The organism is Streptomyces sp. NPDC048637 (assembly GCF_040650675.1).
Lineage (GTDB): Bacteria > Actinomycetota > Actinomycetes > Streptomycetales > Streptomycetaceae > Streptomyces.
In genome coordinates, this window is the sequence record NZ_JBEZHQ010000004.1 from 80,173 (window position 1) to 105,524 (window position 25,352).

Annotated in this window: 22 protein-coding genes, 1 tRNA gene and 1 pseudogene; 12 read left to right on the forward strand and 12 right to left on the reverse strand. The window is 72.6% G+C overall.

The annotated features are described in order from the left end of the window. The first annotated feature begins 82 nt into the window (after positions 1 to 82). Entirely contained in the window at positions 83 to 2,227 is a 2,145-nt protein-coding gene (locus tag AB0C46_RS07775) for a SpoIIE family protein phosphatase (RefSeq protein ID WP_362826560.1), read from the forward strand. Between the two features lie 224 nt (positions 2,228 to 2,451). Here AB0C46_RS07775 and AB0C46_RS07780 read toward each other — a convergent pair whose 3' ends face one another. Next, complete coding sequence (locus AB0C46_RS07780) at positions 2,452 to 3,849, reverse strand: NADP-dependent succinic semialdehyde dehydrogenase (protein ID WP_362826561.1); 1,398 nt, start codon at positions 3,847 to 3,849, stop codon at positions 2,452 to 2,454. A gap of 474 nt (positions 3,850 to 4,323) precedes the next feature. On the opposite strand from AB0C46_RS07780, the gene AB0C46_RS07785 reads away from it, so the two are divergent. Beyond that, entirely contained in the window at positions 4,324 to 5,106 is a 783-nt protein-coding gene (locus AB0C46_RS07785; protein WP_362826999.1) for a L,D-transpeptidase family protein, read from the forward strand. Here AB0C46_RS07785 and AB0C46_RS07790 read toward each other — a convergent pair. The 4 genes from AB0C46_RS07790 to AB0C46_RS07805 form a co-directional block, all read right to left on the reverse strand. After that, on the reverse strand, positions 5,093 to 5,356 hold the full coding sequence (locus tag AB0C46_RS07790) for an oligopeptide/dipeptide ABC transporter ATP-binding protein (RefSeq protein WP_362826562.1): 264 nt from the start codon (positions 5,354 to 5,356) through the stop codon (positions 5,093 to 5,095). The genes AB0C46_RS07785 and AB0C46_RS07790 overlap by 14 nt on opposite strands. 39 nt (positions 5,357 to 5,395) lie before the next feature. Next, positions 5,396 to 6,685, reverse strand: a complete 1,290-nt coding sequence (locus tag AB0C46_RS07795) for an MFS transporter (RefSeq protein WP_362826563.1) — start codon at positions 6,683 to 6,685, stop codon at positions 5,396 to 5,398. Positions 6,686 to 6,858: 173 nt separating this feature from the next. Further along, on the reverse strand, positions 6,859 to 8,259 hold the full coding sequence (locus AB0C46_RS07800; RefSeq protein WP_362826564.1) for a glutamine synthetase family protein: 1,401 nt from the start codon (positions 8,257 to 8,259) through the stop codon (positions 6,859 to 6,861). A gap of 84 nt (positions 8,260 to 8,343) precedes the next feature. Further along, entirely contained in the window at positions 8,344 to 10,407 is a 2,064-nt protein-coding gene (locus AB0C46_RS07805; RefSeq protein ID WP_362826565.1) for a SpoIIE family protein phosphatase, read from the reverse strand. A gap of 206 nt (positions 10,408 to 10,613) precedes the next feature. Between AB0C46_RS07805 and AB0C46_RS07810 the strand changes: the two genes are divergently transcribed. The 6 genes and pseudogenes from AB0C46_RS07810 to AB0C46_RS07835 all read left to right on the forward strand — a co-directional run. Further along, on the forward strand, positions 10,614 to 11,483 hold the full coding sequence (locus AB0C46_RS07810; protein WP_362826566.1) for a TetR/AcrR family transcriptional regulator: 870 nt from the start codon (positions 10,614 to 10,616) through the stop codon (positions 11,481 to 11,483). Positions 11,484 to 11,536: 53 nt separating this feature from the next. Further along, positions 11,537 to 12,424, forward strand: coding sequence for a 3-keto-5-aminohexanoate cleavage protein (locus AB0C46_RS07815; protein ID WP_362826567.1), 888 nt, complete (start codon positions 11,537 to 11,539; stop codon positions 12,422 to 12,424). Between the two features lie 57 nt (positions 12,425 to 12,481). Continuing rightward, the gene (locus AB0C46_RS07820) at positions 12,482 to 13,453 is read left to right on the forward strand and encodes a 3-hydroxyacyl-CoA dehydrogenase NAD-binding domain-containing protein (protein ID WP_362826568.1); all 972 of its coding nucleotides are present in this window, start codon (positions 12,482 to 12,484) and stop codon (positions 13,451 to 13,453) included. Then, positions 13,450 to 13,920 carry a thioesterase family protein gene (locus AB0C46_RS07825; protein ID WP_362826569.1) on the forward strand — a complete coding sequence of 157 codons (471 nt, stop codon included), beginning with the start codon at positions 13,450 to 13,452 and terminating at the stop codon, positions 13,918 to 13,920. Before AB0C46_RS07820 ends, AB0C46_RS07825 begins: the two co-directional genes overlap by 4 nt. A 217-nt stretch (positions 13,921 to 14,137) precedes the next feature. Further along, positions 14,138 to 14,470 carry a DUF427 domain-containing protein gene (locus AB0C46_RS07830; protein ID WP_362826571.1) on the forward strand — a complete coding sequence of 111 codons (333 nt, stop codon included), beginning with the start codon at positions 14,138 to 14,140 and terminating at the stop codon, positions 14,468 to 14,470. 527 nt (positions 14,471 to 14,997) lie between these two features. After that, a pseudogene (locus AB0C46_RS07835) lies at positions 14,998 to 15,534 on the forward strand (DUF309 domain-containing protein); the annotation flags it as partial. A 202-nt stretch (positions 15,535 to 15,736) separates the two neighbouring features. Here the strand turns inward: AB0C46_RS07835 and AB0C46_RS07840 are convergent. The 5 genes from AB0C46_RS07840 to AB0C46_RS07860 all read right to left on the reverse strand — a co-directional run bounded on the left by AB0C46_RS07840 (position 15,737) and on the right by AB0C46_RS07860 (position 20,899). Further along, a complete protein-coding gene (locus AB0C46_RS07840; protein ID WP_362826573.1) occupies positions 15,737 to 16,903 on the reverse strand; it encodes a serine hydrolase in 1,167 nt (388 codons plus the stop codon). 209 nt (positions 16,904 to 17,112) lie between these two features. Next, complete coding sequence (locus AB0C46_RS07845; protein ID WP_362826574.1) at positions 17,113 to 18,336, reverse strand: cytochrome P450; 1,224 nt, start codon at positions 18,334 to 18,336, stop codon at positions 17,113 to 17,115. Positions 18,337 to 18,506: 170 nt separating this feature from the next. Continuing rightward, positions 18,507 to 19,727, reverse strand: coding sequence for an MAB_1171c family putative transporter (locus AB0C46_RS07850; RefSeq protein WP_362826576.1), 1,221 nt, complete (start codon positions 19,725 to 19,727; stop codon positions 18,507 to 18,509). After that, complete coding sequence (locus AB0C46_RS07855) at positions 19,720 to 20,406, reverse strand: hypothetical protein (RefSeq protein ID WP_362827001.1); 687 nt, start codon at positions 20,404 to 20,406, stop codon at positions 19,720 to 19,722. Before AB0C46_RS07855 ends, AB0C46_RS07850 begins: the two co-directional genes overlap by 8 nt. Before the next feature lie 4 nt (positions 20,407 to 20,410). Continuing rightward, the gene (locus tag AB0C46_RS07860; protein WP_362826578.1) at positions 20,411 to 20,899 is read right to left on the reverse strand and encodes a helix-turn-helix transcriptional regulator; all 489 of its coding nucleotides are present in this window, start codon (positions 20,897 to 20,899) and stop codon (positions 20,411 to 20,413) included. Between the two features lie 332 nt (positions 20,900 to 21,231). Between AB0C46_RS07860 and AB0C46_RS07865 the strand changes: the two genes are divergently transcribed. Beyond that, positions 21,232 to 21,621, forward strand: a complete 390-nt coding sequence (locus AB0C46_RS07865) for a helix-turn-helix transcriptional regulator (RefSeq protein WP_362826579.1) — start codon at positions 21,232 to 21,234, stop codon at positions 21,619 to 21,621. Between the two features lie 212 nt (positions 21,622 to 21,833). On the opposite strand, the gene AB0C46_RS07870 is transcribed toward AB0C46_RS07865, so the two are convergent. Continuing rightward, a tRNA-Pro gene (locus AB0C46_RS07870) sits at positions 21,834 to 21,907 on the reverse strand. Positions 21,908 to 22,068: 161 nt separating this feature from the next. On the opposite strand from AB0C46_RS07870, the gene AB0C46_RS07875 reads away from it, so the two are divergent. The 3 genes from AB0C46_RS07875 (at position 22,069) to AB0C46_RS07885 (ending at position 24,201) form a co-directional block, all read left to right on the forward strand. Beyond that, positions 22,069 to 22,362, forward strand: coding sequence for a YiaA/YiaB family inner membrane protein (locus AB0C46_RS07875; protein WP_362826581.1), 294 nt, complete (start codon positions 22,069 to 22,071; stop codon positions 22,360 to 22,362). Positions 22,363 to 22,588: 226 nt separating this feature from the next. After that, on the forward strand, positions 22,589 to 23,239 hold the full coding sequence (locus AB0C46_RS07880; RefSeq protein WP_362827002.1) for a thiamine pyrophosphate-dependent enzyme: 651 nt from the start codon (positions 22,589 to 22,591) through the stop codon (positions 23,237 to 23,239). 53 nt (positions 23,240 to 23,292) lie between these two features. After that, the gene (locus tag AB0C46_RS07885; protein WP_362826583.1) at positions 23,293 to 24,201 is read left to right on the forward strand and encodes a transketolase; all 909 of its coding nucleotides are present in this window, start codon (positions 23,293 to 23,295) and stop codon (positions 24,199 to 24,201) included. 59 nt (positions 24,202 to 24,260) lie between these two features. Here AB0C46_RS07885 and AB0C46_RS07890 read toward each other — a convergent pair whose 3' ends face one another. Beyond that, positions 24,261 to 25,184 carry an alpha/beta hydrolase gene (locus tag AB0C46_RS07890; RefSeq protein ID WP_362826584.1) on the reverse strand — a complete coding sequence of 308 codons (924 nt, stop codon included), beginning with the start codon at positions 25,182 to 25,184 and terminating at the stop codon, positions 24,261 to 24,263. Positions 25,185 to 25,352 lie beyond the last annotated feature (168 nt).

The following is a 25,352-nucleotide window of genomic DNA, read 5'->3' on the forward strand; positions in this document are numbered from 1 at the left end:
CGGCCGCCGTCCCGATGCGCCGCTACCCGCGAGGAGCGGGTCCGCACCTCCCGCGCGGCCGGGGCACGAGGCGCGGCACCCCATGACCGGCCCGTCCCTGGAACCGTCCGGCAAGGACTACGACCCGCGGGCCGACCGGGAGTGGCGCCTCGTCGCGGAGGACACCCCCGGGGTGTCGCACCATGAGCCCATCGGACTGCGCGAGCGGCTCTCGCTCAACCGGATGGGCACCTTCGACTGGGATCTGGACCGCGGCTCCATGGACCTGGACCCCGGTGCCATGGAGGTCTTCGACCTCCGCCCGGACGAATACGACGGCGCGCCGATGTCCCTGGTCACGCGGGTGCCGCCGGAGGAGGGCCTGCGGCTGGACGAGGCGCTGTCCCAGGCCCTGCAGGACGGCCACTCGTCCTACGGCGCGTACTTCCGGGTCCAGTGCCGCGACGGGACCCAGCGCTGGACGCACTCCCAGGGGCGGATTCTGCACAACGCGGACGGGAAGCCGTACCGGATCATCGGCATCGTCCGGGAGGCGACCAGCGAGCTGGCGGACTCCGCGCTGCTGCGCTCGCTCCAGCAGGAGCGGCAGCGGCAGACCGTGATGGTGCAGCAGACCACCGCCGCACTGGCCCGCGCACTGTCCGTCAAGGACGTGACCCGGGTGCTCACCGGGGCCGGCGGCGCGCGGCGGTTCGGTGCGGACGGCCTGGTCCTGGGGCTGGTGGAGAACGATCAGTTCGAGGTCATCGCCACCGCCGGGATGGGGGGCGAGGTGCCCGACGACATGATGACCTCCCGGCTGGACGACACCCTGCCGCTGGCCGACGCGGCGCGCTCGCGGCGGCCCATCTTCCTCGGCAGCCGCGGCGAACTCATCGCGCGCTATCCGCGGCTGCGCCCGTACACCGAGGTGCTGCCGACGGGCAGCGCGGCATTTCTGCCGCTGGTCGCCCAGGACACCGTCATCGGTGCGCTGGGGCTGTTCAACGCCGAGCCGGCGGTGCAGTCACCGGAGGCCAGGAACCTGGCGCTGGCGCTGGCCGGTGTCGTCGCGCAGTCGGTGCAGCGGGCGACCCTCTTCGACCAGGAGCGGGAGTTCGCGACGGGGCTGCAGGCGACGATGCTGCCGCGCCGGCTCCCGCCCCTCACCGGTGGCGCGGTCACCGTCCGCTATCACCCGGCGAGCGTCGGGCGGGACATCGGCGGCGACTGGTACGACGTGATCGCGCTGCCCCAGGGGCGGACCGGGCTGGTGGTGGGCGATGTGCAGGGGCACGACACCCATGCAGCCGCCGTGATGGGCCAGCTGCGCATCGCCCTGCGCGCCTACGCCAGCGAGGGGCACTCCCCGGAGACCGTGCTGGTGCGGGCCTCGCGCTTTCTGGCCGAGCTGGACACCGAGCGCTTCGCGACGTGTACGTACATCCAGGCCGACCTGGAATCCGGGGCGCTGCACCTCGCGCGGGCCGGCCATCTCGGCCCGCTGATCAGCAACAGCTCCCGGCACATCGACTGGCCCGAGATCCGCGGCGGGCTGCCGCTGGGCCTGGCCACACACTTCGGGCACGACCACTTCCCGGAGACCCAGCTGTTCCTGGAGCCGGGGTCGACGCTGCTGCTGTGCACCGACGGCCTGGTGGAACAGCCCGGACAGGACATCTCCACAGGCATCGACGCGCTGTCCGCTGCGGTCCGCGCCGGGCCCACGGACCTGGAGGCGCTCGCCGACCGGCTCTCGGACCATCTGTGGGCCGATCCCGGCTCCGAGGACGATATGGCCCTTCTGCTGCTGCACCGGCTGCCCGGCTCCGGGGGCGTCACCACCCCGCGGATGCGGCTGCATGTCCATCAGGCCGATCCGTCGGGCACCGCGGAGGTCCGCTCCGCGCTGCGCCGCACCCTGGACCAGTGGCGGGCGGGCGCCGTCATGCACAACATCGAGGTCGCCGCCTCCGAGCTGATCGCCAACGCGCTGACGCACACCGAGAGCGGCGCCCTGGTCTCCGTGGAGCTGCTGCCCGGCACCCCGCGCCGGATCCGGCTGGAGGTGGAGGACCGCTCCAGCCGGTGGCCGCGGCGGCGCAGCCCCGGCGAGACCGCCACGTCGGGCCGGGGGCTGATGCTGGTCGAGGCCCTCGCCGACGCATGGGGTGCGGAGCCGCGGGGCGCGGGCAAGGCCCTGTGGTGTGAGTTCGCGGTGCCGGACACGACGGACATCACGCACTGAATTCCCTGCCGGGCAGGGACATTGACGGTGCGTCAGTGGTGCGGAAGGCCCGGATGCCATGGGCCGGCGACGTCATCCTGCACCCGGTCCACAAGGGGCCGAGCCGACCAACCTGGCCGTTGGCCGACTCGGCCTGACCGGAACGTACACCCTCACGTCCCCCGACGAAAACCCGCTCCGGCATGCGCGTCCGTCGGGCCAACTCCCGTACCGGGCTGCGGTTCTCAGTCCTCCGGCCCGTACCACAGCGTCGTCATGTTGCAGAACTCCCGCATGCCGTGCCCGGAGAGCTCCCGTCCGTAGCCGGAGCGCTTGGCGCCGCCGAACGGGAGGCCCGGGTGGGAGGCGGTCATCCCGTTGAAGAAGACCCCGCCGGCCTGCAGGTCGCGGGCGAGGCGCTCCTGTTCGTCGGGGTCCCGGGTCCAGGCGTTGGAACTGAGCCCGAACGGCGTGTCGTTGGCGACCCGCACCGCCTCGTCCAGGTCGGCGACGCGGTAGAGCGTGGCGACCGGCCCGAACGCCTCCTCCTGGTCGATGCGCATCTCGGGGGTGATGCCGGACAGCACCGTCGGCTCATAGAACCAGCCCGCGTGGTGCTGCGGCGGGCGCCGTCCGCCGCACAGCGCAACAGCGCCCTTGTGGACCGCGTCATCGACGAGTTCTTCCAGGTCGGAGCGGCCCTGTTCGCTGGAGAGCGGTCCGACATCGGTGTCCTCGTCCATCGGGTCGCCGACGGTCAGTGCGGCCATCCGGCCGGTGAACCGCTCGACGAAGGCGTCGTAGACGTCCTCGTGCACGATGAACCGCTTGGCCGCGATGCACGACTGCCCGTTGTTCTGGACGCGCGCGGTCACCCCGACGCGGGCCGCCTTGTCGAGGTCGGCGGAGGGGAGCACGACGAACGGGTCGCTGCCGCCGAGTTCGAGGACGGTCTTCTTGACCTCGTCGCCGGCGATGGCGGCCACCGAGCGGCCGGCCGGTTCACTGCCGGTCAGGGTCGCGGCGGCGACCCGCGGGTCGCGCAGGATGCCCTCGACGGCCCCGGACCCGATCAGCAGGGTCTGGAAGCAGCCCTCGGGGTAGCCGGCGCGGCGGAAGAGTTCCTCGATGTAGAGCGCGGTCTGCGGGACGTTCGAGGCGTGCTTGAGCAGCCCGGTGTTGCCCGCCATCAGGGCGGGTGCGGCGAACCGTACGACCTGCCAGAGCGGGAAGTTCCAGGGCATCACCGCGAGCACGGTGCCGAGGGGGCGGTAGCGCACCACGGCGCGCCGCGCGCCGGAGTCGCTGGCGTCGGCGGGGTCGGGGTGCTCGTCGGCGAGCAGCGCCTCGGCGTGGGTGGCGTACCAGCGCATGGTCTTGGCGCACTTCGCGGCCTCCGCGCGCGCCTGGGGCAGCGGTTTGCCCATCTCGGTGGTCATGGTGCGGGCGATGCCGTCCTGGTCGGCGTCGAGCAGGTCGGCGGCCGCGAGCAGCAGTTCCCTGCGGCGGGCGAAGCTCGTGGTGCGGTGCTCCTGGAAGGCCTGCTCCGCCCGGACCAGATGATCTTCGATCTCGCCCGCGTTGAGCGCGTCGAAGGTCTTCAGGGTCTCGCCGGTGGCCGGGTTGACCGTGGCGATGGCCATGATCAGCACCTCCTTGGTGGTGCGGGGACGTGGTACCCGCGGTATACGGGGCGAAAGTCCGGGCGGCTCCTAGGAGAGCGGCGAAGGAGCCGGGGACGGCTCCGGGACCGGGTCGGGGTCGGGTCCGGGCGGACGGGGAATCGGCGACGGTTCCGGCGGTATGGGTTCAGGTGGCGCGGGCGGGACCGGCGGGCCGGGGAGCGGGTCCGGGACGGGGTTCGGCGGTGGGCCCCCCGGCTCCGGGTCGCGGTCGAGCGTGCGCTCACTGCACGTATGCGGTTGCCGCTGCACTGCGGGCCTCCAGAATGAGACGGCTAGTGGCATATGAGCCCCCGTACCCGAGTTTCGCCCGTCCATGGCCCCGGCGCACGGCGGATTGCCGCGGACGGGTTGCGCGGGGGCCGGGCCCGGCGTATGTGACCCGATCGGGCGGCGCCGGGCACGCCGGTCACGCTCTACCGTGCGGTCATGCCCATGCCCCGGACCAGGACGACGACGCACCCGGCGACGGCCCGCACCCGGCTCGGAGCCAGGGCCGTGGCACTGCTGTCAGCGGCCGCGGTGGCGCTGGGCGCGTCTGCCGCCCCCGGCCGGGCAGCCACACCGCCCGCCGTCTCCCCCGCCCCGCACGTCCCCCTCCCCGCCACCATGGCCGACACCGGGGGCGGCACCCAGCTCATCACCGCCCGTGCGCACACCACCGGCGCCACCACCGGGACCGTGCGGTGGTGGCAGCGGCACAACGGCCGCTGGCGACAAGTGGGTTCGGCGCCTGCCCGGTTCGGGTCCGGCGGCCTGGCCGAGGGCCGCAGCCGGGTACAGGGCACCGCGACCACCCCGACCGGGCTGTACGACCTGCCGTTCGGCTTCGGTACCGCACCGGCACCGCCCGGCACCGCAACTCCCTACCGCAGGGTCGGCACGCACTCCTGGTGGTGCGAGGACAACGCCTCCGCCTCGTACAACCGCTGGGTGGACCCCCGGCCCCCGGACTGCGCGGCCGCTGAGTCCGAGCACCTGGCCGCCTATCCGACGCAGTACAGCCGGGCCCTGGTCATCGGCTTCAACTACCACCGTCCGGTGCGCGGCCGCGGCGCCGGGATCTTCCTCCATGTCCACGGGAGGGGCGCCACGGCCGGCTGTGTGTCCGTACCGGCCGGGGCAATGGCGCGGATCCTGTCCTGGGTGCGGCCGTCCGCACATCCGCATATCGCCCTCGGCACCGCGTCCGGGCCGACCGCGCTCACCCGCTACTGAGCGGCGCCGCGGTGAGCGGGAAGTGGCAGGTCACCCGGTGGCCCGCCGTCTCCGGCCCGGCCGGCGGCGGCTCGGTGGTCGCGCACCGTCCCGTCGCGAGCGGGCAGCGGGTGCGGAAGCGGCAGCCAGAGGGCGGGTCGGCCGCCGAGGGGGCTTCGCCGCCGAGGGCGCTTTGCCGCCGAGCGGGGTGCCGGACCGGGCGGCGTCCGGGTCGGGCCACCGGAGGCGCGGGAACAGCCCCCGCCCTCACACCCGTGAGCCACCGGAGGCACGGGAATAGCCCCCACCCTCACGGCTGTGGATCGCGGGCGTCGTAGCGGGCGAAGGCGCGGCGGCCGAGGCCGAGGGCGGTCACGGCCAGGACGCAGGCCAGGCCGCCGCCGATCACCGCGGTGGCCGGGGAGGTCAGATCGGCCGCCGAGCCGGCGAGGAAGTCGCCGAGCCGCGGGCCGCCGGCGACCACGACGATGAAGACGCCCTGGAGCCGGCCGCGCATCTCGTCCGGCGTCGCGGCCTGCAGCATGGTGCTGCGGAACACCATCGAGACGGTGTCCGCGCAGCCGGCCACGGCCAGGAAGAACAGCCCCAGCCACAACTGCCGGGAGAACCCGAAGCAGGCAATGGCCGCGCCCCAGGAGGCCACCGCGATGAGGATGGCGAGGCCGTGCCGGCGGATCCCGCCGAGCCAGCCGGAGAACAGTCCGCCCAGTACGGCGCCCACCGCGGGCGCCGCGACCAGCAGGCCGACGGTCTTGGCGTCCCCGCCGAACCAGAGCACCGCCACCGCCGGGAACAGTGCGCGCGGCTGGGCGAGCACCATCGCCGCCAGGTCGGAGAAGAACGTCATCCGCAGATTCGGACGGGTGGCGAGGAAGCGCAGGCCGTCCAGTACGGAGGCCCGGCGCCGCGGCCCCTCCCCCTGGTCGGGCCGCATGGACGGCAGCCGCCACATCGCGTACAGCGAGCCGCTGAAGGCCGCCACATCGATCAGATACGCGGTCTGATAGCCCCACAGGCCCACGATGACCCCGCCCAGCATCGGCCCGCCCATCAGACCGAGGTTGCTGGTCAGGGAGTTGAGGGCATTGGCGGCCGGCAACTGCTCGGTGGGCAGCAGCCGCGGGATCATCGAGCTGCGGGCCGGTGAGTTCATCGCGAAGCAGACGGCCTGGCAGGCGACGACGGTGTAGAGCAGCCAGACCCGGTGGTATCCGGCCAGCGCGGCGGTGGCCAGGGCCAGGGACATCGCCGTCGCACCCAGAGCGCTGTAGAGGCCCAGTTTGCGGCGGTCGACGGTGTCGGCGATGGCACCGCCGTAGAGCCCGAAGACGACCAGCGGGGCCAGTGAGCACAGGCCCACCAGGCCGACCGAGAAGGTGGAGTGGGTGAGGTCGTAGACCTGCAGGGAGACCGCGAGCGCGGTCATCTGCTGGCCCATCCAGGAGATGGTGTTGCCACACCAGAGGCGGCGGTAGTCCAGGGAGGTGCGCAGCGGCGTCAGATCGGCGAATATCCGGGAGCGCAGGGGTATTTCGCCCTTTTCGGAGGTCGTTGTAGAGGGCACGCGGCAGTAAAGCATGCGATGGGGGCACCGTGGGGACCCGGAACCGGAACCGGAAGAGGCACTCCGGCCGCCCGACCAGCCGTCGTCGTCGTGCGACCCGGCCGTCCCGGCGGGTCCGTCGGATCGTCGGATCGTCGGGCAGTCCGGTGTCCAGGAAGTGGCCGCCGCCCCCGGGACGTCCGCCGGCCTCACCAGCGCCAGCGGGTGGCGGCGGCGATCTCTTCGGCCTCACTGTCGGCGAACCGGGCCTCCTCCGCGCGCCGGACCGCGAGCACCGCGCCGTGCAGCACCTCGCCCATCGCCTCGTACAGCGGGGCGGACTTCTCCAGCTGGTCGGCCGCCTCGGTGAGGGTGGCGGGCAGCCGTACGATGCCGCGCCGGGCGCGTTCGCGGACGCCGAGGATGCCCGGGTCGCCGGTCTGCGGTGCCGGCAGCTGCGCCGCGGACTCGATGCCGTGCAGTCCCGCGGCGAGCACCGCGCCGACCGCGAGATACGGGTTGGCCGCGGCGTCGAAGGACTTGACCTCGGCGTGGCCGCCGTCCGGGTCGTCGGGGGCGCCGGTGATCAGGCGCAGCGCCGCCTCCCGGTTCTCCACGCCCCAGCACTGGTAGATACCGGCCCAGCGGGAGGGCTGCAGCCGCAGATAGCTGGCGGGTGAGGGGCAGCCGATGGCGAGCAGGGCGGGCAGGGTGTTGAGGATGCCGCCGAGGAAGGCCACGGCGTCCGGCGCCAGGCCCCAGCGGGCGTCGGGGGTGCGGTGCAGGCTCACCCCGTCGCGGTAGAGGCCGACGTGGAGGTGGCAGCCGTTGCCGACCTGTCCGGCGACGACCGACGGGGCGAAGGAGGCACGCAGTCCGTGCCGGGCGGAGACGGCGCGGACGGTCTCGCGGACCAGCACCACATCGTCGGCGGCGCGGACGGGGTCGCCCGCGGCGGTGGTGACCTCGAACTGGCCCGGGGCGTACTCGGGGTGGAGCTGGAGGACGTCGATGCCCTGGACGGACAGCGCCTCGGTGACATCGCGGAGGTAGTCGGAGAGTTCGACGACCCGGGTCATGCCGTACGCGGGGCCCGCGCAGGGGTAGTCGAGCGCCTCGTCCGGGCCGGTTCCGGCCGGTTGGTGTGCGTCGGGGGCGCGGGTGACCACCCATTCGGTTTCGAAGCCCATCCGCAGCTCCAGCCCGGCCGCGCCGGCCCGCTCCACCATCCGCCGGGCGAACTGCCGCTGGCAGGCGGGGTGCGGCCGGCCGAGCTGGTCGTAGCGGTCCACCGGCGCCCAGGCCCAGCCGGGCTGTGCGGCGAGTACGGTGACGCGGTCCAGGTCGGGGAAGAGCCGCAGGTCCCCGTCGGGCCCGCCGAGGTGCTCGGATTCGGTGATGCTGTCGTCGGAGGTGAAGACGTCGAAGACGGGCGACATTCCGACGCCGCGCTCCGCGGCAGCCGTGAGCCGCTGGGCCGGAATGGTCTTGACGCGGGTGACGCCGGCGTTGTCCACCCAGGTCAGCGCCACGTTGCGGACGCCTTCCGCCTCCAGCCGCGCCGCCGACCGGCGGGCTTCCTCGCGCTGTTCCGCAGCCCGCGTTCCCATAGAGCCGTCCTCACTCGACCGTGCCGATGCCCCGGCACCCGTGCCCGCTGATCGCCCGTGCCGGCACGGCTCGGCGCCGTCCGGTCAGGAGCAGTTGAACTCGCACCATACGCACTTTCCGCTGCCGCGCGGTTCCACACCCCAGACATCCGCCAGGCGGTCCACGAGGAGCAGGCCGCGGCCGGAGACGCCGGCCTCACCGGGCTCGCGGCGTCGCGGCAGGCTGCTGGAGTGGTCCTCGACCTCCAGCCGCAGCAGCCGCCCGACGCTGTGCGGCATACGGATGTTGACCACGGCCTCGCCGTCGGTGTGCAGCAGCGCATTGGTGATCAGCTCGTCGGCGACCAGTTCGATCTCCTCGGCGCGGTCCGCCGCGCCCCAGGCGCGTACCGCGGCCCGGATCATGTGCCGGGCGGCGGAGAGGCCTTCGGGGTCGGCGGGCGCGATGTGCTGGCGGAACCGTCCCACGATGTCGTGCTCCGGGACGCCCAGCCGGCGCAGCAGCAGCAGCGCCATATCGTCCTCGCCGGTCCGGTCGCCCGCCAACTCACAGAGGCGGTCGGCGAGTTGCTGGACGTCCTGGGGACCGTCGCGGACCTCGCGGGCCAGCTCCCGCATCCCTACGTCGAGGTCGGTGCCGGGCTGTTCGACGATGCCGTCGGTGCACAGCAGCAGGGTGTCGCCGGGGGCGAGCTGGACGGTGGTGACCGGGTAGTCGAGCCGCCGGAATTCGGAGGAGATCCCGAGCGGCAGCCCGCCGGCCACCGGCAGCCGGCGGCAGATGCCCTCGGCGTGCCGCAGCAGCGGGTCGATATGGCCGGCCCGGACGATCCGGGCCGAGCCGGTGCTCAGATCGGCGTCGACGTAGGTGCAGGTGGCGAAGCGGTCGGTGTCCAGCTCGTTGAGGAAGGCGGAGGCGCGGCCCATGACGGTGGCGGGGGCATGCCCTTCGGCGGCGTAGGCGCGCAGCACGATCCGCAGCTGGCCCATCAGCGCCGCTGCCTGGGTGTCATGGCCCTGGACGTCGCCGATGACGGCGGCGACCCGGCCGTCGGGCAGCGGGATCACGTCGTACCAGTCGCCGCCGATGTCCCGGCCCATCCGGGCGGAGCGATAGCGGACGGCGATCTGGGCGCCGGGGATGCCGGGGATCCGGCGCGGCAGCATGGCCTGCTGGAGGCCGGCGGCGAGATCGTGCTCCTGGTCGTAGAGCATGGCGCGGGCCAGGCTCTGCGCGATGCTGCTGCCGAGCGCGACCAGGACGTTGCGCTCCTGGTCGCGGAAGTCGCTCTCCCGCTCGAAGAACAGACCGATCACACCGATCGGGCGGCCCTGCGCGATCAGTGGCAGATATGCGGCGGAGTTGACGTTCAGCGGCTCGATGGCCGGCCACAGCCGGGGGTATTTGTGCCGGAATTCCGCGCGGCTGCACACATAGCGCGGGGTGAGGGTGCGGACGACTTCACTCATCGGGAATTCGTCCCCCACCCGCGTGTATTCGAGGTCGGGTACAAAGCTGCCCGCCTTGCCCTCGGAGATCAGCCGGATGCGTCCCGCCTCGACGAGGCCCAGAATCACGTTCTCCGCGCCCAGCCGGCTCAGCCCCTGCTCATCGGCGAGCACCGCGATCACTTCACCGACCGTTCTGGCGTGCGCCAGGGCGGCGGTGGTGCGCTCGACGACGCTTGTGTGCCGCCGGCGCTCCTCATCGACGGCGAGCCGCTCCGCCGCGTGGGTGTATTCGTGGCTGGCGTCGCGGACCACCCCGATGATGCGGCGGGGCCTGCCGGTGCCGTCGCGGCGGATGCTGCCCTGGGAGTGGGTCCAGCGCAGCTCACCGTTGCGCAGCCGTACCCGGAAGTAGGCGCCGTAGGAATGACTGCCGTCCTTGAGCGCACGGGCGACCAGGGCGTCCAGGCGGGCCGCCTCATGGGGCGGGACGCGGCAGTTGAGCGTGGCCGGACGGTCGTCGTACTCCGCCGGGAGCATGTCGAACACCTCGAGGGCGGGCGGGTCCATGTGCATCAGCCCGCTGTCGAGGTCCCAGTCGAAGCCGCCCATGCCGTTGAGGGCCAGGGTCAGGTCCGGGTGGGCGGGCCAGTCGTCCGGCACCGACACGGTGGGCCGCTTCGCTCCCCGGTCAGCCATGTCGTCACTTTGCCACATGCACCCGGATTGCGGCGTCTCCAGCCCCTTTGCCCGGTCCCGCCGCGGCCACCGCCGCCACTTCACTGACTCCTCTCTCAGATTCCCCTCATCACCGCGTCCTGAACCCAGCGATATCAGGCCCATGCACCTCCATCCCCTCCCCCGACCGTTGCGATGTTCTCAACACGCTGTTACGGTCCCGGACCATGAAGGACACCCCCGGAGACCGGGTCGCCGACGACGCCGGAGAGGTCACCGACCGGGTCCGGCAGGTGATCGGCCGGCTCGGCTGCAGCCATCGCGAGTTCGCCCGCCGGATCGTGATGGATCCCTCGAAACTGTCCAGGTCACTGGGGGGCACCCGGCGCTTCACACTGGCCGAGATCGTGCGTATCGCCGATATCGGCACGGTGGACACCGGCTGGCTGCTCGGCGCCCCGGAGCGGCCCGCTGCGCCGCCCGGCCGTGAGCCGGCCGCCGTGCCCGAGGGCGGCCGGCCGCTGCAGATCGTGCGCGAGACCGTCCGGCTGATCGCCGAGCACGGTTTCCACGGTGTACGGGTCGCCGATATCGCCGCCGCCTGCGGTACCAGCCCGGCCGCCGTCCACTACCACTTCCCCGGCCGCGACGAACTGCTGGAAGCGGCCGTGCGCTGGTGCATGGACGAGGACACCGAGCGCCGCGCCGCGGGGCTGGCCGCGGCCCCCGACGCCCGTGCCGAGCTGCTGCATCTGATCGCGCTGCAGACCCCGCGCACCGATCAGCAGCGCCGCCAGTGGCTGGTCTGGCTCGATCTGTGGGCCCAGGCCGCCCGCTCCACCGCCGTGGGGCGCCTGCACGAGCACTACTACCGGCAGTGGCGCACCACCGTCGCCGAGGTCGTGCGCCGCGGCGTCGACCAGGGCGTCTTCCGCACGGTCGATCCGGAGTTCACCGCGCTACGGCTGACCGCGCTGATCGACGGCCTGGCCACGCAGGTGCTCGCCACCGCTCCGGACAGCACCGGCCCCGACACCATGCACGCCGCACTGCTGGCCTTTGTGGAGAGCGAGCTCACCCCCGCCTCCGCCGTCTGACGCCGCCGTTCCCCGCCGAGCCCGAGGCACCCACCCCCGTCGAAGGGATCCCCGTGAACCACGAGGTCATCATCACCTGCGCGCTCACCGGCGCCGGCGACACCGTCCGCCGCTCCCCGCACGTCCCCGTGACGCCCGAGCAGATCGCCGCGTCGGCCGTCGAGGCGGCGGCCGCGGGCGCCGCGGTGGTGCACATTCATGTCCGCGATCCCGAGACCGGCGATCCGTCGCGCGACCCGCGCCTGTACGCGGAGGTGGTCGAGCGGATCAAGGAGACCGGCACCGACGTCGTCATCAACCTCACCGCCGGCATGGGCGGCGACCTGGTGATCGACCCCGACGCCCCGCTCCGGCAGCTGCCCGGTACGGACCTGGTGAGCGGTCTGGAGCGGCTGCCGCACGTCGAGGAACTGCTGCCCGACATCTGCACCCTGGACTGCGGCTCCCTCAACTTCGGCGACGGCTCCAGCCTCTATGTCTCCACCCCCGACATGCTGCGGGCGGGCGCGCAGCGCATCCAGGAGCTCGGTGTGCGGCCCGAGTTGGAGATCTTCGACACCGGTCAGCTGTGGTTCGCCAAGCAGCTGCTGGCCGAGGGGCTACTGGACGACCCGACCGTCTTCCAGCTGTGCATGGGCATCCCGTGGGGCGCGCCGGCCGACCCGGGGGTACTGCAGTCGATGGTGCACATGCTGCCCGAGGGCGCCCAGTGGGCGAGCTTTGCGCTCGGCCGGATGCAGATGCCGTGGGTCGCCCAGTCGATCCTCCTCGGCGGGCATGTGCGGGTGGGCCTGGAGGACAACCTGTACCTCAGCAAGGGCGTCAAGGCCACCAACGGACAGCTCGTCGAACGCGCCGTCCAGATCACCGAGTTGCTCGGTGCCACGGTCGCCACCCCCGACCGGGCGCGCGCCCGGCTGGGCCTGAAGCCCCGCGCCTGACCCGCGGCCGCCCTCGCCTCCCCGTTCCCCTTCCCCGCCACCTGGAGCCGCTCCCCCATGCCTGAAACCACCCCTGCCCCCTGCGCCCCCGAGGACGTACGCCACATCGCCTGTATCGGCGCCGGAGTGATCGGCGGCGGCTGGGTCGCCCATTTCCTCGCCCGCGGCTATGACGTCACCGCCTGGGACCCGGCCGCGGACGCCGAGGACAAACTCCGCCGCCTGGTGGCCGCCGCCTGGCCCGCGCTGGAACAGATAGGCCTGGCCGACGGTGCCTCGCAGGACCGGCTGACGATCGCCCCCACCCTCGCCGAGGCGGTCGCCGACGCCGACTTCGTCCAGGAAAGCGCCCCCGAGCAGCTGGAGTTGAAGCGCTCCCTGCTCGCCGAGCTCGCCGCCGCGACCCGGCCGGGTGTGGTCATCGCCTCCTCCACCTCGGGCTATCCGATGAGCGATATGCAGACGGCGGCCGAGGACGCCGGCCGCCTCGTCGTCGGCCACCCCTTCAACCCGCCCTACCTCATCCCGCTGGTCGAGGTCGTCGGCGGCGGGAAGACGGACCACGAGGCCGTCGCCTGGGCCTCCCGCTTCTATGACGCGGCGGGCAAGTCCGTGATCACCATGGACCGCGAACTGCCCGGCTTCATCGCCAACCGCCTCCAGGAGGCGCTCTGGCGCGAGGCACTGCACATGGTCGCCAACGGCGAAGCCTCGGTCGAGGACATCGACGCCTCGATCACCGAAGGACCGGGCCTGCGCTGGGCGTTCATGGGCCCCTGCCTGACCTTCGCACTGGCCGGCGGCGAGGGCGGAATGGCCCATATGCTCGACCACTTCGGCCCGTCCCTGAAGTCGCCGTGGACCCGTCTGGAGGCGCCCGAGCTGGACCGTGAGCTGCGCGACGCGATGGTCGACGGCTGCCGGGAGGCCGCGGGCGACCGTACGTACGCGGAGCTGGTCGCCGCCCGCGACCAGGGCGTCATCGACGTCCTCCGCGCCACGGGCCGGCTGGGGAGCACCCGCCGATGACCGACGCCACACCGGGCGGCCCGCCGCTCTTTCGCCAGACCGTCCGGGACGAGTGGACCGACTACAACGGCCACCTCAGCGAGGCCTACTACGTCCTGATCTTCGGCTTCGCGACCGACGCCCTCATGGACGCGGCCGGCCTCGACGCCGCCTACCGCAAGCGCACCGGCTGCTCTCTCTACACGGTCGAGGCCCATGTCCGCTATCTCCACGAGGTCGCCCGCGACAGCGAACTCACCGTCCACACCACCGTGTTGGGCGTGGACGGCAAGAAACTCCGCATACTGCACGAGATGTTCACCGGGGAACCCTCCGGCGAACCGGTGGCCACTGAGGAGCTGTTCACCCTGCACATCGACCAGGCCGCCGGACGCTCGGCGCCACTGCCCGGCGCGCCCCGCGCGTACCTCACCGGCCTCGTCACTGCTGCGCCGGAGTGGGCGGGGCGCGGTATCCGCGAGGTGTGAGGGGTGAGGGGCGAGGGAGTGAGGGAGTGAGGGGTTCCGAGCGGTGTGCGGGTGGTGAGGTTTGCGGGATGCGGCGCGGCTACGGCGTACGGGCTGCCGGTGGGCCCCACGCCCGCATCCCCCGCACACACCGTTGCCCCGACTGCCCCTGCTCCCTCCCGGTGCGATGCTGGACCGGGAGGGAGCTGTGCCCCTCGCCCACCGAAGGGAAGTGACCATGAGCACCACCCAAGGCCACCACATCGACGTCACAGAAGGCACCGACCACGTCCGCGTCGAGATCGGCGGACAGCTGATCGCCGAGAGCCGCCGCCCGCTGCTCCTCTCCGAGACCGGCTATCCGGTGCGGTACTACCTCCCTCCCGAGGACGTCCGCACCGAGCTGCTCACCCCGTCCGGAACGCACACCGTCTGCCCCTTCAAGGGCACCGCCTCGTACTGGTCGCTCGCCGGCGGTCCGGAGGACGTCGTGTGGGCCTACCCCGAGCCGCGCCCCGAGGTCGCCCGGATCAAGGATCATTTCTGCTTCTACGAGGTCGAGTTGGCCTGAGCCGGAACAGCCCGGACGCCCGCCCGACAGCCCGGCTGTCCGCCCGACAGCCCGGCTGTCCGCCCGACGAGGATAGGAAAGGTTCCTAACAATGCCCCGGGGGGGGGGCCGACTGCCCGGCAGGGCGCCCGCCCCCGGCGACGCCGGTCGGCCGCACGGCGCACAATCGAAGCGTGAACAACGCGGACAGCCCCCAGGACCAGCCCCTCCCGTCCCGCCCGTCCGTCCCGCACCGGGCGGTCGACGAAGGCGGCGATCCGGCCTGCTGGCTGGACCAGGTGTGTGACGCCTGCGGCCGGATCAGGGAACGGCCCGGCAGCGCGGTCTGCGAGCACTGCGGCGCCGGTGCGGCGGACAGCGACGGCAACGGCGGCAGCGGCAGCGGCAGCGGCGGGGAGAACGGCGGTGACAGGGCGGACGGGGAACGGACCGGAGCCCCGAGCCCGGCCCCGGCCCCGCCCCCGGCAAACACCCCGACCAACACCCCGGCCAGGACTCGTGGCGGGCCCGACCCCGCGGGGCCGCGCCGCCGGGACCGTGACGAGGAGGGGCGGGCCCGCAGCGCCCGCCCCCGTGACGGGCTCGGCCGGCCGCTGCCGTACGGCTCCCCGGGCGTGGCCCGGCAGCCCGAGGGCGTGCCCCGGACACCCGCACACTCGCTGACCGAGGCACAGCGGCTGCTCGACGGCGGGATGCCGTTCCACGCCCATGAGGTGCTGGAGGACGCCTGGAAGGCGGCGCCGGAGCCGGAGCGTGAGCTGTGGCGGGGGCTCGCCCAGCTCGCGGTGGGACTCACCCATGCGGCGCGGGGCAATGCCGTGGGCGGTACGGCGCTGCTCGACCGGGGTACGGCTGCCATCGCGCCGTACGCGGACGCCGCCCCCTACGGGATCGATGTCGCGGGACTCATGACCTGGGCCCGGGAGCTGACCGGGCGTCTGACCGGCCCCGGGGCCGTGCCGGCGGCGGAGACCGCACCCCGGCTGCGGACGACGGGAGAAGCGACCGAAATCCGCCCCACCGTGGGCGAGGTCCGGGACCGCCCCACAGGGGACGAGGTCTGAGACCGCCCCACCGTGGGCGAGGTCTGAGACCGCCCCACCGGGGATGAGGTCTGAGACCGCCCCACAGGCGACCGATGGCACCGGGCTCCGCCGGGACGCGCCGAGCCGACGCCACTGCCGTACGGGCCACAGGCGACGCGCACGCACCACGGGCCACGCCCCACGGGCCACGCACCACCGGCCACAGGCCACCGTCCCGTGCCTACGCCGCCCCTCCGTTCCGACCACCGCCGTCGCGTGCCTGCCTCCGGCGGGCGAGCAGGGTGCCCAGCCCGAATGCCGCGATGCCGGCGCCGCCCGCCGCCAGGGCGAGGGTGGCGCACCGGGGGGAACCGTCGCGGGTTTGGCCTTCGGTGACCTCGGCAGCCACTGGGCGGATTGGGCCGCCGCCGTCGGTGGCGCGTACGGCGTGCAGGGTGCCCACCGGCTGAGCCGTGCCGGCGGTCCGGAAGCCCCAGTCGAGGAGGGCACCGGCTTCCTTGTAGACGGCGTTGTACGCGTTCGACTGGGGGTTCAGCACGGTGACCAGGAGGGTGCGGCCGTTCCGGCGCGCGGCGGCGATCAGGGTGTTGCCGGCCTTGGTGGTGTAGCCGTTCTTGACGCCGATGATGCCGGGGTAGCGGGTCATCCCGTGCGAGCCCGCCAGCAGGCGGTTGGTGTTCTCGATCTGCGTGGTGCCGCCGGCAGCGGGGAACGTGGCGCGGGTGGTGGCGCAGTAGCGGGCGAAGTCCTCGTTGGCGAGCCCGGCGCGGGCGAAGACGGTCAGGTCGTGGGCGGAGGACACCTGACCGGGCGCGTCATAGCCGTCCGGGGACTTGACGGTGGTGTCGCGCGTGCCGAGCTTCCGGGCGGTCTCCTGCATCTCCTGTGCCGTGGTCCGCCAGCCGCCGTTCATCGCGGCCAGCACATGCACCGCGTCGTTGCCGGAGCGGAGGAAGACCCCGCGCCACAGGTCGCCGACGGTGTAGCTGCGGCCCTGCCGGACGCCGACGACGCTGCTGCCGGCCCCGATACCCGCGAGGTCGGCGGAGCTGACCCGGCGTACCGTGCCGGCCGAGAACTTCGGCAGAACGGTGACCGCGAACAGTGTCTTGAGGGTGCTGGCCGGGGCGAGCCTGCGGTGCGGGCTCTTCGCCGCCAGCACGCTGCCGGTGTCCGCGTCGGCCACCATCCAGGACAGGGCGGACAGGCCGCTGGGCAGCCTGGGGGTGCCGGGGGCGGTGGGTGCCTGTACCCCGGCTGCGGCGACGGCGGGCTGACGGGCCGTCGGTCCGTTGGCTGCGGCCGGTATGGACGTCAGCGACATACCGGCGACAGCGACCAGCGCCACCGCACCGGCCTTCCTGGACACACGCGCGTCAATTGCCATGCCGTCACGCTAAGAAGTGGTGCCGCGGTCCGCAGCGCAGTTGAGCCAGACGGACCAGGGCCGCGCCGCATCTCCGGGCGTGTCGCAACTGCAACCGGTGCAAAGAAGGACCCGCCCGGTGCGACGGGGGATGCACACCGGGCGGGTCTCAGGAACCTTTTTACCGCATGAGCGAACGGTTATGCCTCAAAAACTTGTTCGTTTGCCGATTACCAGGTGACGGGCAGCGAAATCAGGCCACGTGCCCGCAGCGACCGTCGATGCCGCAATTCACCACGCGGGACGCCCAGTCGCAGCTCCGGGAAGCGGCTGAGGAGCGCGTCGAGCGCGGTGACGGCCTCCAGCCGGGCGAGTGGAGCGGCGAGGCAGTAATGGATGCCGTGCCCCATCGCGAGATGCCCGGAGAGGTCCCGGCCGCGGTCCAGCACGTCCGGTTCGGGGAAGCGCGCGGGGTCCCGGTTCGCGGACGCGATCGACAGCAGCACGCTCTCCCCGGCCGGGATCCGCACGCCGCCGATCTCCACGTCCTCCTTGGGGAAGCGACGGATCGCCACCGGATAGGGGCCGTCGAAGCGGAGGAACTCCTCCACGGCCGCCGGCAGTTCGGCCGGATTGTGCTGCAACTGCCGTAGCTGGTCCGGGTGGTCGAGCAGGGCGAGCACGGCATTGCCGATGAGGTGGACGGTGTTCTCGTATCCGGCGAAGAGAAGGAGGAAGGCGAGCGAGGTCAGCTCGTCCTCGGTGAGCCGGTCGTCGCCCGCACCGGCGGCCTCGTCATCACGCGCCGCGATCAGATCCGAGAGCAGATCGTCGCCCGGCTCCGCGCGCTTGGCCGCGATCAGACCGGTGTAGAACTCCAGCATCGCCCCGATCGCCTCCTTCATCAGCTCCGGCCGGCTCGGGTCCGGTGTGATGAGGGCGTCCGACCAGGCCAGGAAGTCGCGGCGGTCACGCTGCGGGATGCCCAGCAGATCGCAGATCACGGCGATCGGCAGCGGCCCCGCGTAGTCCGCGATCAGATCCGCGCGGCCGCGCTCCGCCATCGCGTCCAGCAGCTCGTCGGCCGTCCGCCGTGCGGGGGCGCGCAGCGCCTCGACCCGGCCCGGGGTGAAGGCCTTCACCACCAGACGGCGCACCCGTGTGTGGTCCGGTGGATCCATGTTCAGCAGATTCGCGTCCAGCGCGGGCGGCAGCGCGAAGCCGCGGTAACCGCCGGGCGCGGCATGCCGCTTGTCCAGGGAGAGCCGGGGGTCGGCGAGGGCGCGGCGGACGTCGTCGTAGCGGGTCACCAGCCAGGCGGGGTGGCCGTCCGTACCGGTGATCCGGTGCACCGGTCCGGCGTCGCGCAGCGCGGCGTAGGCGGCGTACGGATCGTCGAGGAGGGGCGTCACATCGATGGGGGCGTCGGGGCCGGTCTCAGCGGTCTTCTGCATGAGCCCGACCCTAAGGGCTGTCTCCCTGAGCCCTGTCGGCAAACTCCCGGTCCTTGGCCCGCCGTTCGGCGACGGCCGCGAGGGCGGCACCGGTCTCATGGGCCGGTGCCGCCCGGGTGGTTCGGGCGGCCCGGACCCCCGTGCCGGGCCACCCCGTCTGTGGTACTTCCTCAGCCGTGCGCCACCGAGCTTCGCTGGCGCAGTTCGGTGAGCACGGTCTCGATCAGCGGTGAGTGGTAGACATCCGCGACCAGCGCCAAGTGCTCGTACTCCGCGGCGAGTTCGGCCGGTTCGGCACCCGTGGCGACCACCACGCTGTCGGCACCGTGGTCGGGGACATGGCCCACCGCACGGTTCTCCAGGCCACGGCGGAGCGCGGCGGCCTCCGCGACGGCCGCCAGCTGCCGGTCGTCGAGGGCGACCGCGCGGGCCCGCTCACGGGCGATGTCGACGGCGTCGGACTCCACATGGCGCCGGATGCCGCGCTGTACGTCCCGGATCTCGGCCATCTGCCGGTTGGCCCGCCACTCCAGGTCGGCGAACGGCCACCGTACGGACCACGCCGAGGAGCCCATCGTGACCTCGGGGGTCTGCGCGGTGACGGTCCGCCAGAGCGGGGAGAGGCGGCGCAGCCGGCGCCAGGCGGCGACCCGGGGGCCGGCCGCCGGCAGCGCGAATCCGGCGAGGACCATCAGCGCCGCGACCGAGGCGCTCAACGGGGCCACGCCGTTGGAGAGCCACAGCGCCGGGTGCCCCGTCCAGGACAGGACGAAGCCGATGACCTTGCAGGCGCAGTAGACCAGGCCGAGCCAGCAGCCCGCGGCAAGCACCCGCAGACCGCGTGCCAGGTGCGTGCCGCCGAGTTGTGCGGCGTAACGCGGGCAGAGCGTCCCCAGAGCCGCCGAACTCAATCCGAATATGGCCAAATACAGCACCAGGAACAGCATGACTCCCGGGGAGTCGGTGTAGGCGGTGCTGAAGTCGCGGGGGTGCTCGACGGCGTCCGGCCGCCCGACCGCGAATCCGGTGACCGCCACCGCCCACAGCGCGGCCACGCTCCCCACGGCCACGCGCGCCCTGACCCGGGCCCGGGCCCGCGCGAGCGCGCCCTCCCCCGCCGTCCAGCGCAGCATCAACACCAGCGCCCCCGCGGCGAACACCACGACGGAGGAGTAGAGGAAGACCATGGCGAGGTTGGCCACGCCGGCCAGCCGGTCGAAGGCGCGGTAGAGGCTGGGCGCGGAGAAGAGGAAGACCGTCGCCACCCCGCCGGTCATCACACAGGCCAGCCCCAGGTCGGCGTTGCTGCGGTCCCGGAACCAGGCGACGGACTTGTATCCGACGATCGCCCAGGCGGCGACGCCGAAGGACAGATAGATGACGTCAAACACGCGGGCCCCCGTCTCCGGCCGCGCCCGCTCCGACGCCGTCGGCCCCCTCGTCCCCGGCCGGGGTCCCCTGCCGGCGCCGGATGTGCTGCAGCGCGGGCCCGAGCGCCGCCGCCAGCTCGGCCGCCTGTCCCTCCAGGGGGAGTTCACGCTCGGCCGCGGACGGCGCCACCCGCTCCATCAGCAGGGTGCCGAGCACTTCGGTTTCCCGCTCGGCGGGGTTGTCATAGCCGTGATGCCGGGCGAAGCCCATGGTCAGGCCCATCCGCCGCATGGCGGTGGCGACATCGACCGACGGGGTCCACAGCTTCAGTGCGTCCTCGGTGACCGCCGGATCCTGGCCGTGTCCCAGCAGGAGATGGCTCAGTTCGTGCAGCACGATGTGCGCCTGGTGCCACGGTGAGGTCTTGAGCTCGTAGAAGACCCAGTAGCCGTCGTCGGTGACGGCCGTCATCCCCGAGACCACCCCGCCCAGGCTCATCGGCACCAGGTGGACGGGCCGCGCCACCCGGGCGGCGACGATGTCACACATGCCGCGCAGATCGGTGGTGGCCGGCAGCGCCAGCTCCTTGATGAGCCGCTTGCACCGCCTGCGTATCTGCCCCACTCGCATGCTCGTCCCGTCCTCGTGTCCGACCCGCTGCCAGGAAGAGAAGATCTGGCCGCGCTCAGCGGTCCGCATCGGTTCACTCACCGCGTCGGTCACCGCCCTGCTCCGGCGGATCGGCCGGCAGATTCATCTGCTGCCGGAACTGGGAGATGATCGTCGTCAGACTGTCCTGCACCTCTGGCGGCAGCCCGACGGAGCGCAGCGCGATCGCGCGCACCCGCTGGTCCCGCATCGCGGCCAGGAAGCGGACCTCTTCCTCCACCCGCGCGGCCTGCGGCTGTGAGAGGTCCCCCAGCAGATAACCGACAGGTACGGCGAAGAACTTGGCCAGCGCGCGCAGCAGTTCCGGGCTCGGGTTCGCACGCCTGCCGTTGCGCAGCATCGACAGATACTGCTCGGTGACCTTGACCCCGCCGTACTCCTCCGCTCCCCCGCTGATCTCCTCGGCCACAAAGGCGTTGGTATACGGGGGCCCCGGCGGATGCATGTTGGCGAAGAGATGGTTGAGCCGCTCCGCGAGCACGCTGCCCGCCCCCTTGGACCGGCCGTCTCCCCCCACGTTCATGCCTACCGTCCCCCGTCGATCGAGCCCAACGAACAGTTAAGGCTCCGCCACCTCTCACTCATCCTGTCACGCCATGAACGCGGTGCACCAGTCCACTTACGGACAGTAGGGATCGTCGGACTTAACGGGGAGTTGAGTGGCGAAGGGCGCAGGTCACACAGAGCGTCACACGGAGCATGCCGACCGGGGCGCTCCACGGAGGGTGGACGCCGGCGGGCGCCCGGACGCCGGCACCACCACGCGCCGGAGACCCGCCGGACACGGCCTTCGGGTCACGGGCATTTCTGCGGGGTGCCCAGAGCGATTTCCCGGAGCGGCACCTCCGGACGGCGATGGAGCGGTACGCGGCCATCGGCGCGGAGGCGGAAGTGGCCCGGGTGCGGGTGAGCTTGCTGGCGTCACGCGGTACCGACGGCGGCAGCGGCCGGACCGCCGGGCACCGGTCGCCGGCGCCCGCCGCCTCCTCCGTGGCACAGCCCGCGCCCCCGTCGCCCCTCGCGGAGCCGGGTCCGGCGGCAGCGGAGCCCCTCGCCGCCGCGCTCACCGAGGCGGAGCAGAGAGTGGCGCTGCTGGTGGCGGAAGGCATGACGAACCAACAGGTGGCCCGCCTGATCTCCCGCTCCCCCCACACGGTCAACTATCACCTGCGCCAGATCTTCCGAAAACTGGACGTGGGCTCGCGGGTGGAACTGGCTCGCCGCTTCCGGGACGAACTGACCTGAGGCACCCCCACCGGACCAGGAATCAGCCTCTGACCAGCGGCTTTCTCGATTGACCAGCGGCTTTCTCGATCCGTGCGGCCAAGCGGCCCAGGAGCTGCCCCTGACCGGCCCCCGCGCATCCGGCGGCGCGCCCGGTGACGGAGCACGGCCGCGGCATCGCAAAAGGCCCGCTGACACGGGATTTCTCCCGGCCAACGGGCCTTTTCGCACCGTCGGGACGACAGGATTTGAACCTGCGACCCCTTGACCCCCAGTCAAGTGCGCTACCAAGCTGCGCCACGTCCCGGTGCCCGATCCGGCCGGGATGTCCCGGCTGACCGCGCACGAGAACAATACCGCATGTCAGAGGGTGGGCGCTGCCACTTTCCCGTCGTGCGGCGGGGCGGGAGGGGCGAGATGAGTACCTGTACTCATGTGCCGGTGTCACCGCGCCGCCACGCTACGCGCATGACTACTCCATCGATTCAGCGGCCGACGACCACGGCCTTCTTCGCGCAGGCCGCGATCTCCTTCGGGCTGTCGCTGGTGGCGTTGGTGATCGGGATCATCAAGCTGCCGGTGGGACCGTGGGAGCGCGGGTTTCTCGCCCTTGGTCTGATCTTCGTGGTGTCCTCGGCGTTCACGCTGGCGAAGTGCATTCGCGACCGCCAGGAGGTCGAGGAGGTGACGAACCGGGTGGACAAGGCCCGGATCGACAAGCTCCTCATCGAGCAGGATGTCTTCAAGCCGGGGCAGGTCTGATCCCGGCGGCCGCGGGCCGTGGGTCTTCCGGCCCGCGGCCCCAGGCTTGACCTCAAGCGTGGGGCTCACGCTTGACCGCAAGCGCGCTTGAGGTTGCAGGCTCGGTCGTATGACGCAGCTGACAACGGAATCGACGACGGACCCGACGACCGCCCCGGCGGCGGGGACCCCGGCGGAGCCCACCCCGCACGGTGAGAGCATCACTTTCGCCCAACTGCCCGCCCTGATGAGCCTGATGACGGGCGATGAGAAGCACGGCCCGGCCGCCACCTCCACACTCGACGCCCTCTGGGTCCTCTACGACCGGGTGCTACGGGTCTCCCCCGGCACCGCCGCGGACCCGGACCGGGACCGCTTTCTGCTCTCCAAGGGGCACGGCCCGATGGCCTACTACGCGGTACTGGCCGCCAAGGGCTTCTTCCCCACCGCATGGCTGCCGGGCTTCGGCTCGTACGACTCCCCGCTCGGCCACCACCCCGACCGGCTGCTGGTGCCCGGCGCCGAGATCGGCAGCGGATCGCTCGGCCACGGGCTGCCGCTGGCCGTCGGCACCGCCCTCGGTCTGCGGGCGCAGGACCGGCCGGGACCGGCCGTATGGGTGCTGATCGGCGACGCCGAACTGGACGAGGGCAGCAATCACGAGGCCCTGGCCTACGCGGCCGCCGCGGGGCTGGACCGGCTGCACACCCTGGTCATCGACAACTCCTCCGCCACTCATGGATGGCGCGGCGGGATCGCCTCCCGCTTCGAGGCCGCGGGATGGTCCGCGGCGACTGTGGACGGCCGCGATCACGAGGCGCTGTACGCGGCCTTCCGCGCGCCGCACCCGGGCCGTCCGCATGCGGTGATCGCCCGTGTCGAGCCCAAGGGCGCCTGAGCGGCCCGCCCTGTCTCCCCGTATACGACCAGGACTTCGAGAGGGTTTCAGTGATGGACACCATGCGTGAGCGCTTCGCCTCGGTCACCTCGCAGCTGCTGGCCAAGGACCCGCGGCTGGCGCTCGTACTCGCCGACATCGGCGCGGCCGGCTTCGCCGAAGCGGAAAAGCAGCATCCGGACCGGGTGGTGAACGTCGGCATCCGGGAGCAGTTGCTGATCGGTGTGGGCGGCGGGCTGGCGCTCACCGGGCTCCGCCCGATCATGCACACCTTCGCCAGCTTTCTGGTGGAGCGCCCCTTCGAACAGGTGAAGCTGGACCTCGGCCACCAGGGCGTGGGCGGGGTACTGGTGAGCGCCGGGGCCTCCTACGACTGGCCGAGCGGTGGCTTCACCCATATGGCACCCGGCGATGTCGCGCTGCTGGACACCCTCGACGGCTGGACCGTGCATGTTCCCGGGCACCCGGACGAGGCCGAGACCCTGCTGCGGCACGCCGCGGCGGCCGGTGACGACAAGGTGTACGTCCGGCTGTCCGTGCAGGCCAACTCCGCGGCCCGGGCGGTGGACGGGGCCCGCTTCCGGACCGTGCGGGAGGGTCACGGCGGGGTGGTGATCGCCGTCGGCCCGATGCTGGACCATGTGCTCGCCGCGACCGAGGGGCTGCCGGTGACCGTGCTCTACGCGACGACCGTACGGCCCTTCGACGCCGCCGGGCTGCGCGCCGCGGCCCGGGCCGCCGGCACCACGGATGTGGTGATCGTGGAGCCGTATCTCGCGGGGACCTCGACGCGCCCGGCGGCCGAGGCGCTGGAGGACCGGCCGCACCGGCTGCTGGGGCTCGGCGTCGGCCGCCAGGAGCTGCGCCGCTACGGGCAGCTCGACGAGCACCTGGCGGCGCACGGCCTCGATCCGCACGGCCTGCGCGAGCGGATCGCCGGATTTGTGACGGCACGGTCCTGACCGGGGCGCGGGGTGCGGGGTGCGGGGCGCCGACCGCGGGCTCGGAGGGGGCGACCGGCTCAGATGTGCTTGTCGAGCCAGGCCAGCAGGTCGTCCTGGACCTCGTCGCGGTTGGTCTCGTTGAGGATCTCGTGGCGGGCGTCCGGATAGGCCTGCCACGTCAGATCGCGGGTGCCCACGTAGCGGAAGTCCTCCAGGAGTTCATGGACCAGGGTCATCCGCTGGTGGCAGGGGTCCAGGGCGCCGACGGCGACATGGACGGGCAGTCCGCGCGGCATACGGGCGAGGTTCCCCGGGTCGTTGATCTTGCGGATGGCGCGTACCCAGTCGGCAGCGAGACCGGCGCAGAAGGGGAAGCCGCAGTCCTCGTCGGCGACGTAGGCATCCACCTCGGCGGCGTCGCGGGAGAGCCATTCGAAGCCGGTGCGGTGGGTGCAGGCGTCGTTGAAGGAGCTGAAGATGCGCGGGATGAAGGCGGAGAGCGCGCTGCGGCCGCGCTCGGCGATCTCCTCCTCCAGTTCGGCGACGGCCCCGTTGATATCCAGGCCGGGCAGGGTGCGGAAGGTGCCGGTGAGGATCAGCCCGGCGAGGTCGGCGCCGTACTCCTGGGCGTAGTCGCGGGCCAGCATCGCGCCCATGCTGTGGCCGAGCAGCACCAGCGGGATGCCGGGGTGGGCGGCGGCCGCGTGGTTGCCGATGCCCTTGAGGTCGCTCACGATCGCCCGCCAGGAGTCCTCGCCGACCACCCCGCGGCCGCCGGTGGAGACGGCGGTGGCGCCGTGGCCACGGTGGTCAGAGGCGATGACGCCATAGCCGTGGCCGGACAGAAAGCGCGCGAAGCGGTCGTAGCGCCGGCCGTGTTCCGCGGCGCCATGGGCGATCTGGACGAGGGCACGCGGGTGGCCGGACTCCGGGAGCCAGGTATAGGTGGCGATGCGGGCGCCGTCCGGAGCCTGGTGGAAGTCCTGCTGCATGGCCTGCATGGCGTCGTCTCCTGACTGCCGGGGCGGTGGCTGACGAGTCGTCGCCACCCACTCTTCCGCGCCGGGCGGCGGTGCGCCATGGGGCGCGCGTGGCGGAGGTGGCCCGGTGTCCGCGCGGCGTGGCACGATCGGGCGGTTCTTGCCCGGCAACTGTGCGGCAACCCCCTT

Excerpts from the sequence above, each read along its gene's own strand:
- AB0C46_RS07775 (WP_362826560.1), top strand. The coding sequence starts at position 83 with ATGACCGGCCCGTCCCTGGAACCGTCCGGCAAGGACTACGACCCGCGG.
- AB0C46_RS07780 (WP_362826561.1), bottom strand. The coding sequence starts at position 3,849 with ATGGCCATCGCCACGGTCAACCCGGCCACCGGCGAGACCCTGAAGACC.
- AB0C46_RS07785 (WP_362826999.1), top strand. The coding sequence starts at position 4,324 with ATGCCCCGGACCAGGACGACGACGCACCCGGCGACGGCCCGCACCCGG.
- AB0C46_RS07795 (WP_362826563.1), bottom strand. The coding sequence starts at position 6,685 with ATGCTTTACTGCCGCGTGCCCTCTACAACGACCTCCGAAAAGGGCGAA.
- AB0C46_RS07800 (WP_362826564.1), bottom strand. The coding sequence starts at position 8,259 with ATGGGAACGCGGGCTGCGGAACAGCGCGAGGAAGCCCGCCGGTCGGCG.
- AB0C46_RS07805 (WP_362826565.1), bottom strand. The coding sequence starts at position 10,407 with ATGGCTGACCGGGGAGCGAAGCGGCCCACCGTGTCGGTGCCGGACGAC.
- AB0C46_RS07810 (WP_362826566.1), top strand. The coding sequence starts at position 10,614 with ATGAAGGACACCCCCGGAGACCGGGTCGCCGACGACGCCGGAGAGGTC.
- AB0C46_RS07820 (WP_362826568.1), top strand. The coding sequence starts at position 12,482 with ATGCCTGAAACCACCCCTGCCCCCTGCGCCCCCGAGGACGTACGCCAC.
- AB0C46_RS07825 (WP_362826569.1), top strand. The coding sequence starts at position 13,450 with ATGACCGACGCCACACCGGGCGGCCCGCCGCTCTTTCGCCAGACCGTC.
- AB0C46_RS07830 (WP_362826571.1), top strand. The coding sequence starts at position 14,138 with ATGAGCACCACCCAAGGCCACCACATCGACGTCACAGAAGGCACCGAC.
- AB0C46_RS07840 (WP_362826573.1), bottom strand. The coding sequence starts at position 16,903 with ATGGCAATTGACGCGCGTGTGTCCAGGAAGGCCGGTGCGGTGGCGCTG.
- AB0C46_RS07845 (WP_362826574.1), bottom strand. The coding sequence starts at position 18,336 with ATGCAGAAGACCGCTGAGACCGGCCCCGACGCCCCCATCGATGTGACG.
- AB0C46_RS07855 (WP_362827001.1), bottom strand. The coding sequence starts at position 20,406 with ATGCGGACCGCTGAGCGCGGCCAGATCTTCTCTTCCTGGCAGCGGGTC.
- AB0C46_RS07860 (WP_362826578.1), bottom strand. The coding sequence starts at position 20,899 with ATGAACGTGGGGGGAGACGGCCGGTCCAAGGGGGCGGGCAGCGTGCTC.
- AB0C46_RS07865 (WP_362826579.1), top strand. The coding sequence starts at position 21,232 with ATGGAGCGGTACGCGGCCATCGGCGCGGAGGCGGAAGTGGCCCGGGTG.
- AB0C46_RS07875 (WP_362826581.1), top strand. The coding sequence starts at position 22,069 with ATGACTACTCCATCGATTCAGCGGCCGACGACCACGGCCTTCTTCGCG.
- AB0C46_RS07880 (WP_362827002.1), top strand. The coding sequence starts at position 22,589 with ATGAGCCTGATGACGGGCGATGAGAAGCACGGCCCGGCCGCCACCTCC.
- AB0C46_RS07885 (WP_362826583.1), top strand. The coding sequence starts at position 23,293 with ATGGACACCATGCGTGAGCGCTTCGCCTCGGTCACCTCGCAGCTGCTG.
- AB0C46_RS07890 (WP_362826584.1), bottom strand. The coding sequence starts at position 25,184 with ATGCAGGCCATGCAGCAGGACTTCCACCAGGCTCCGGACGGCGCCCGC.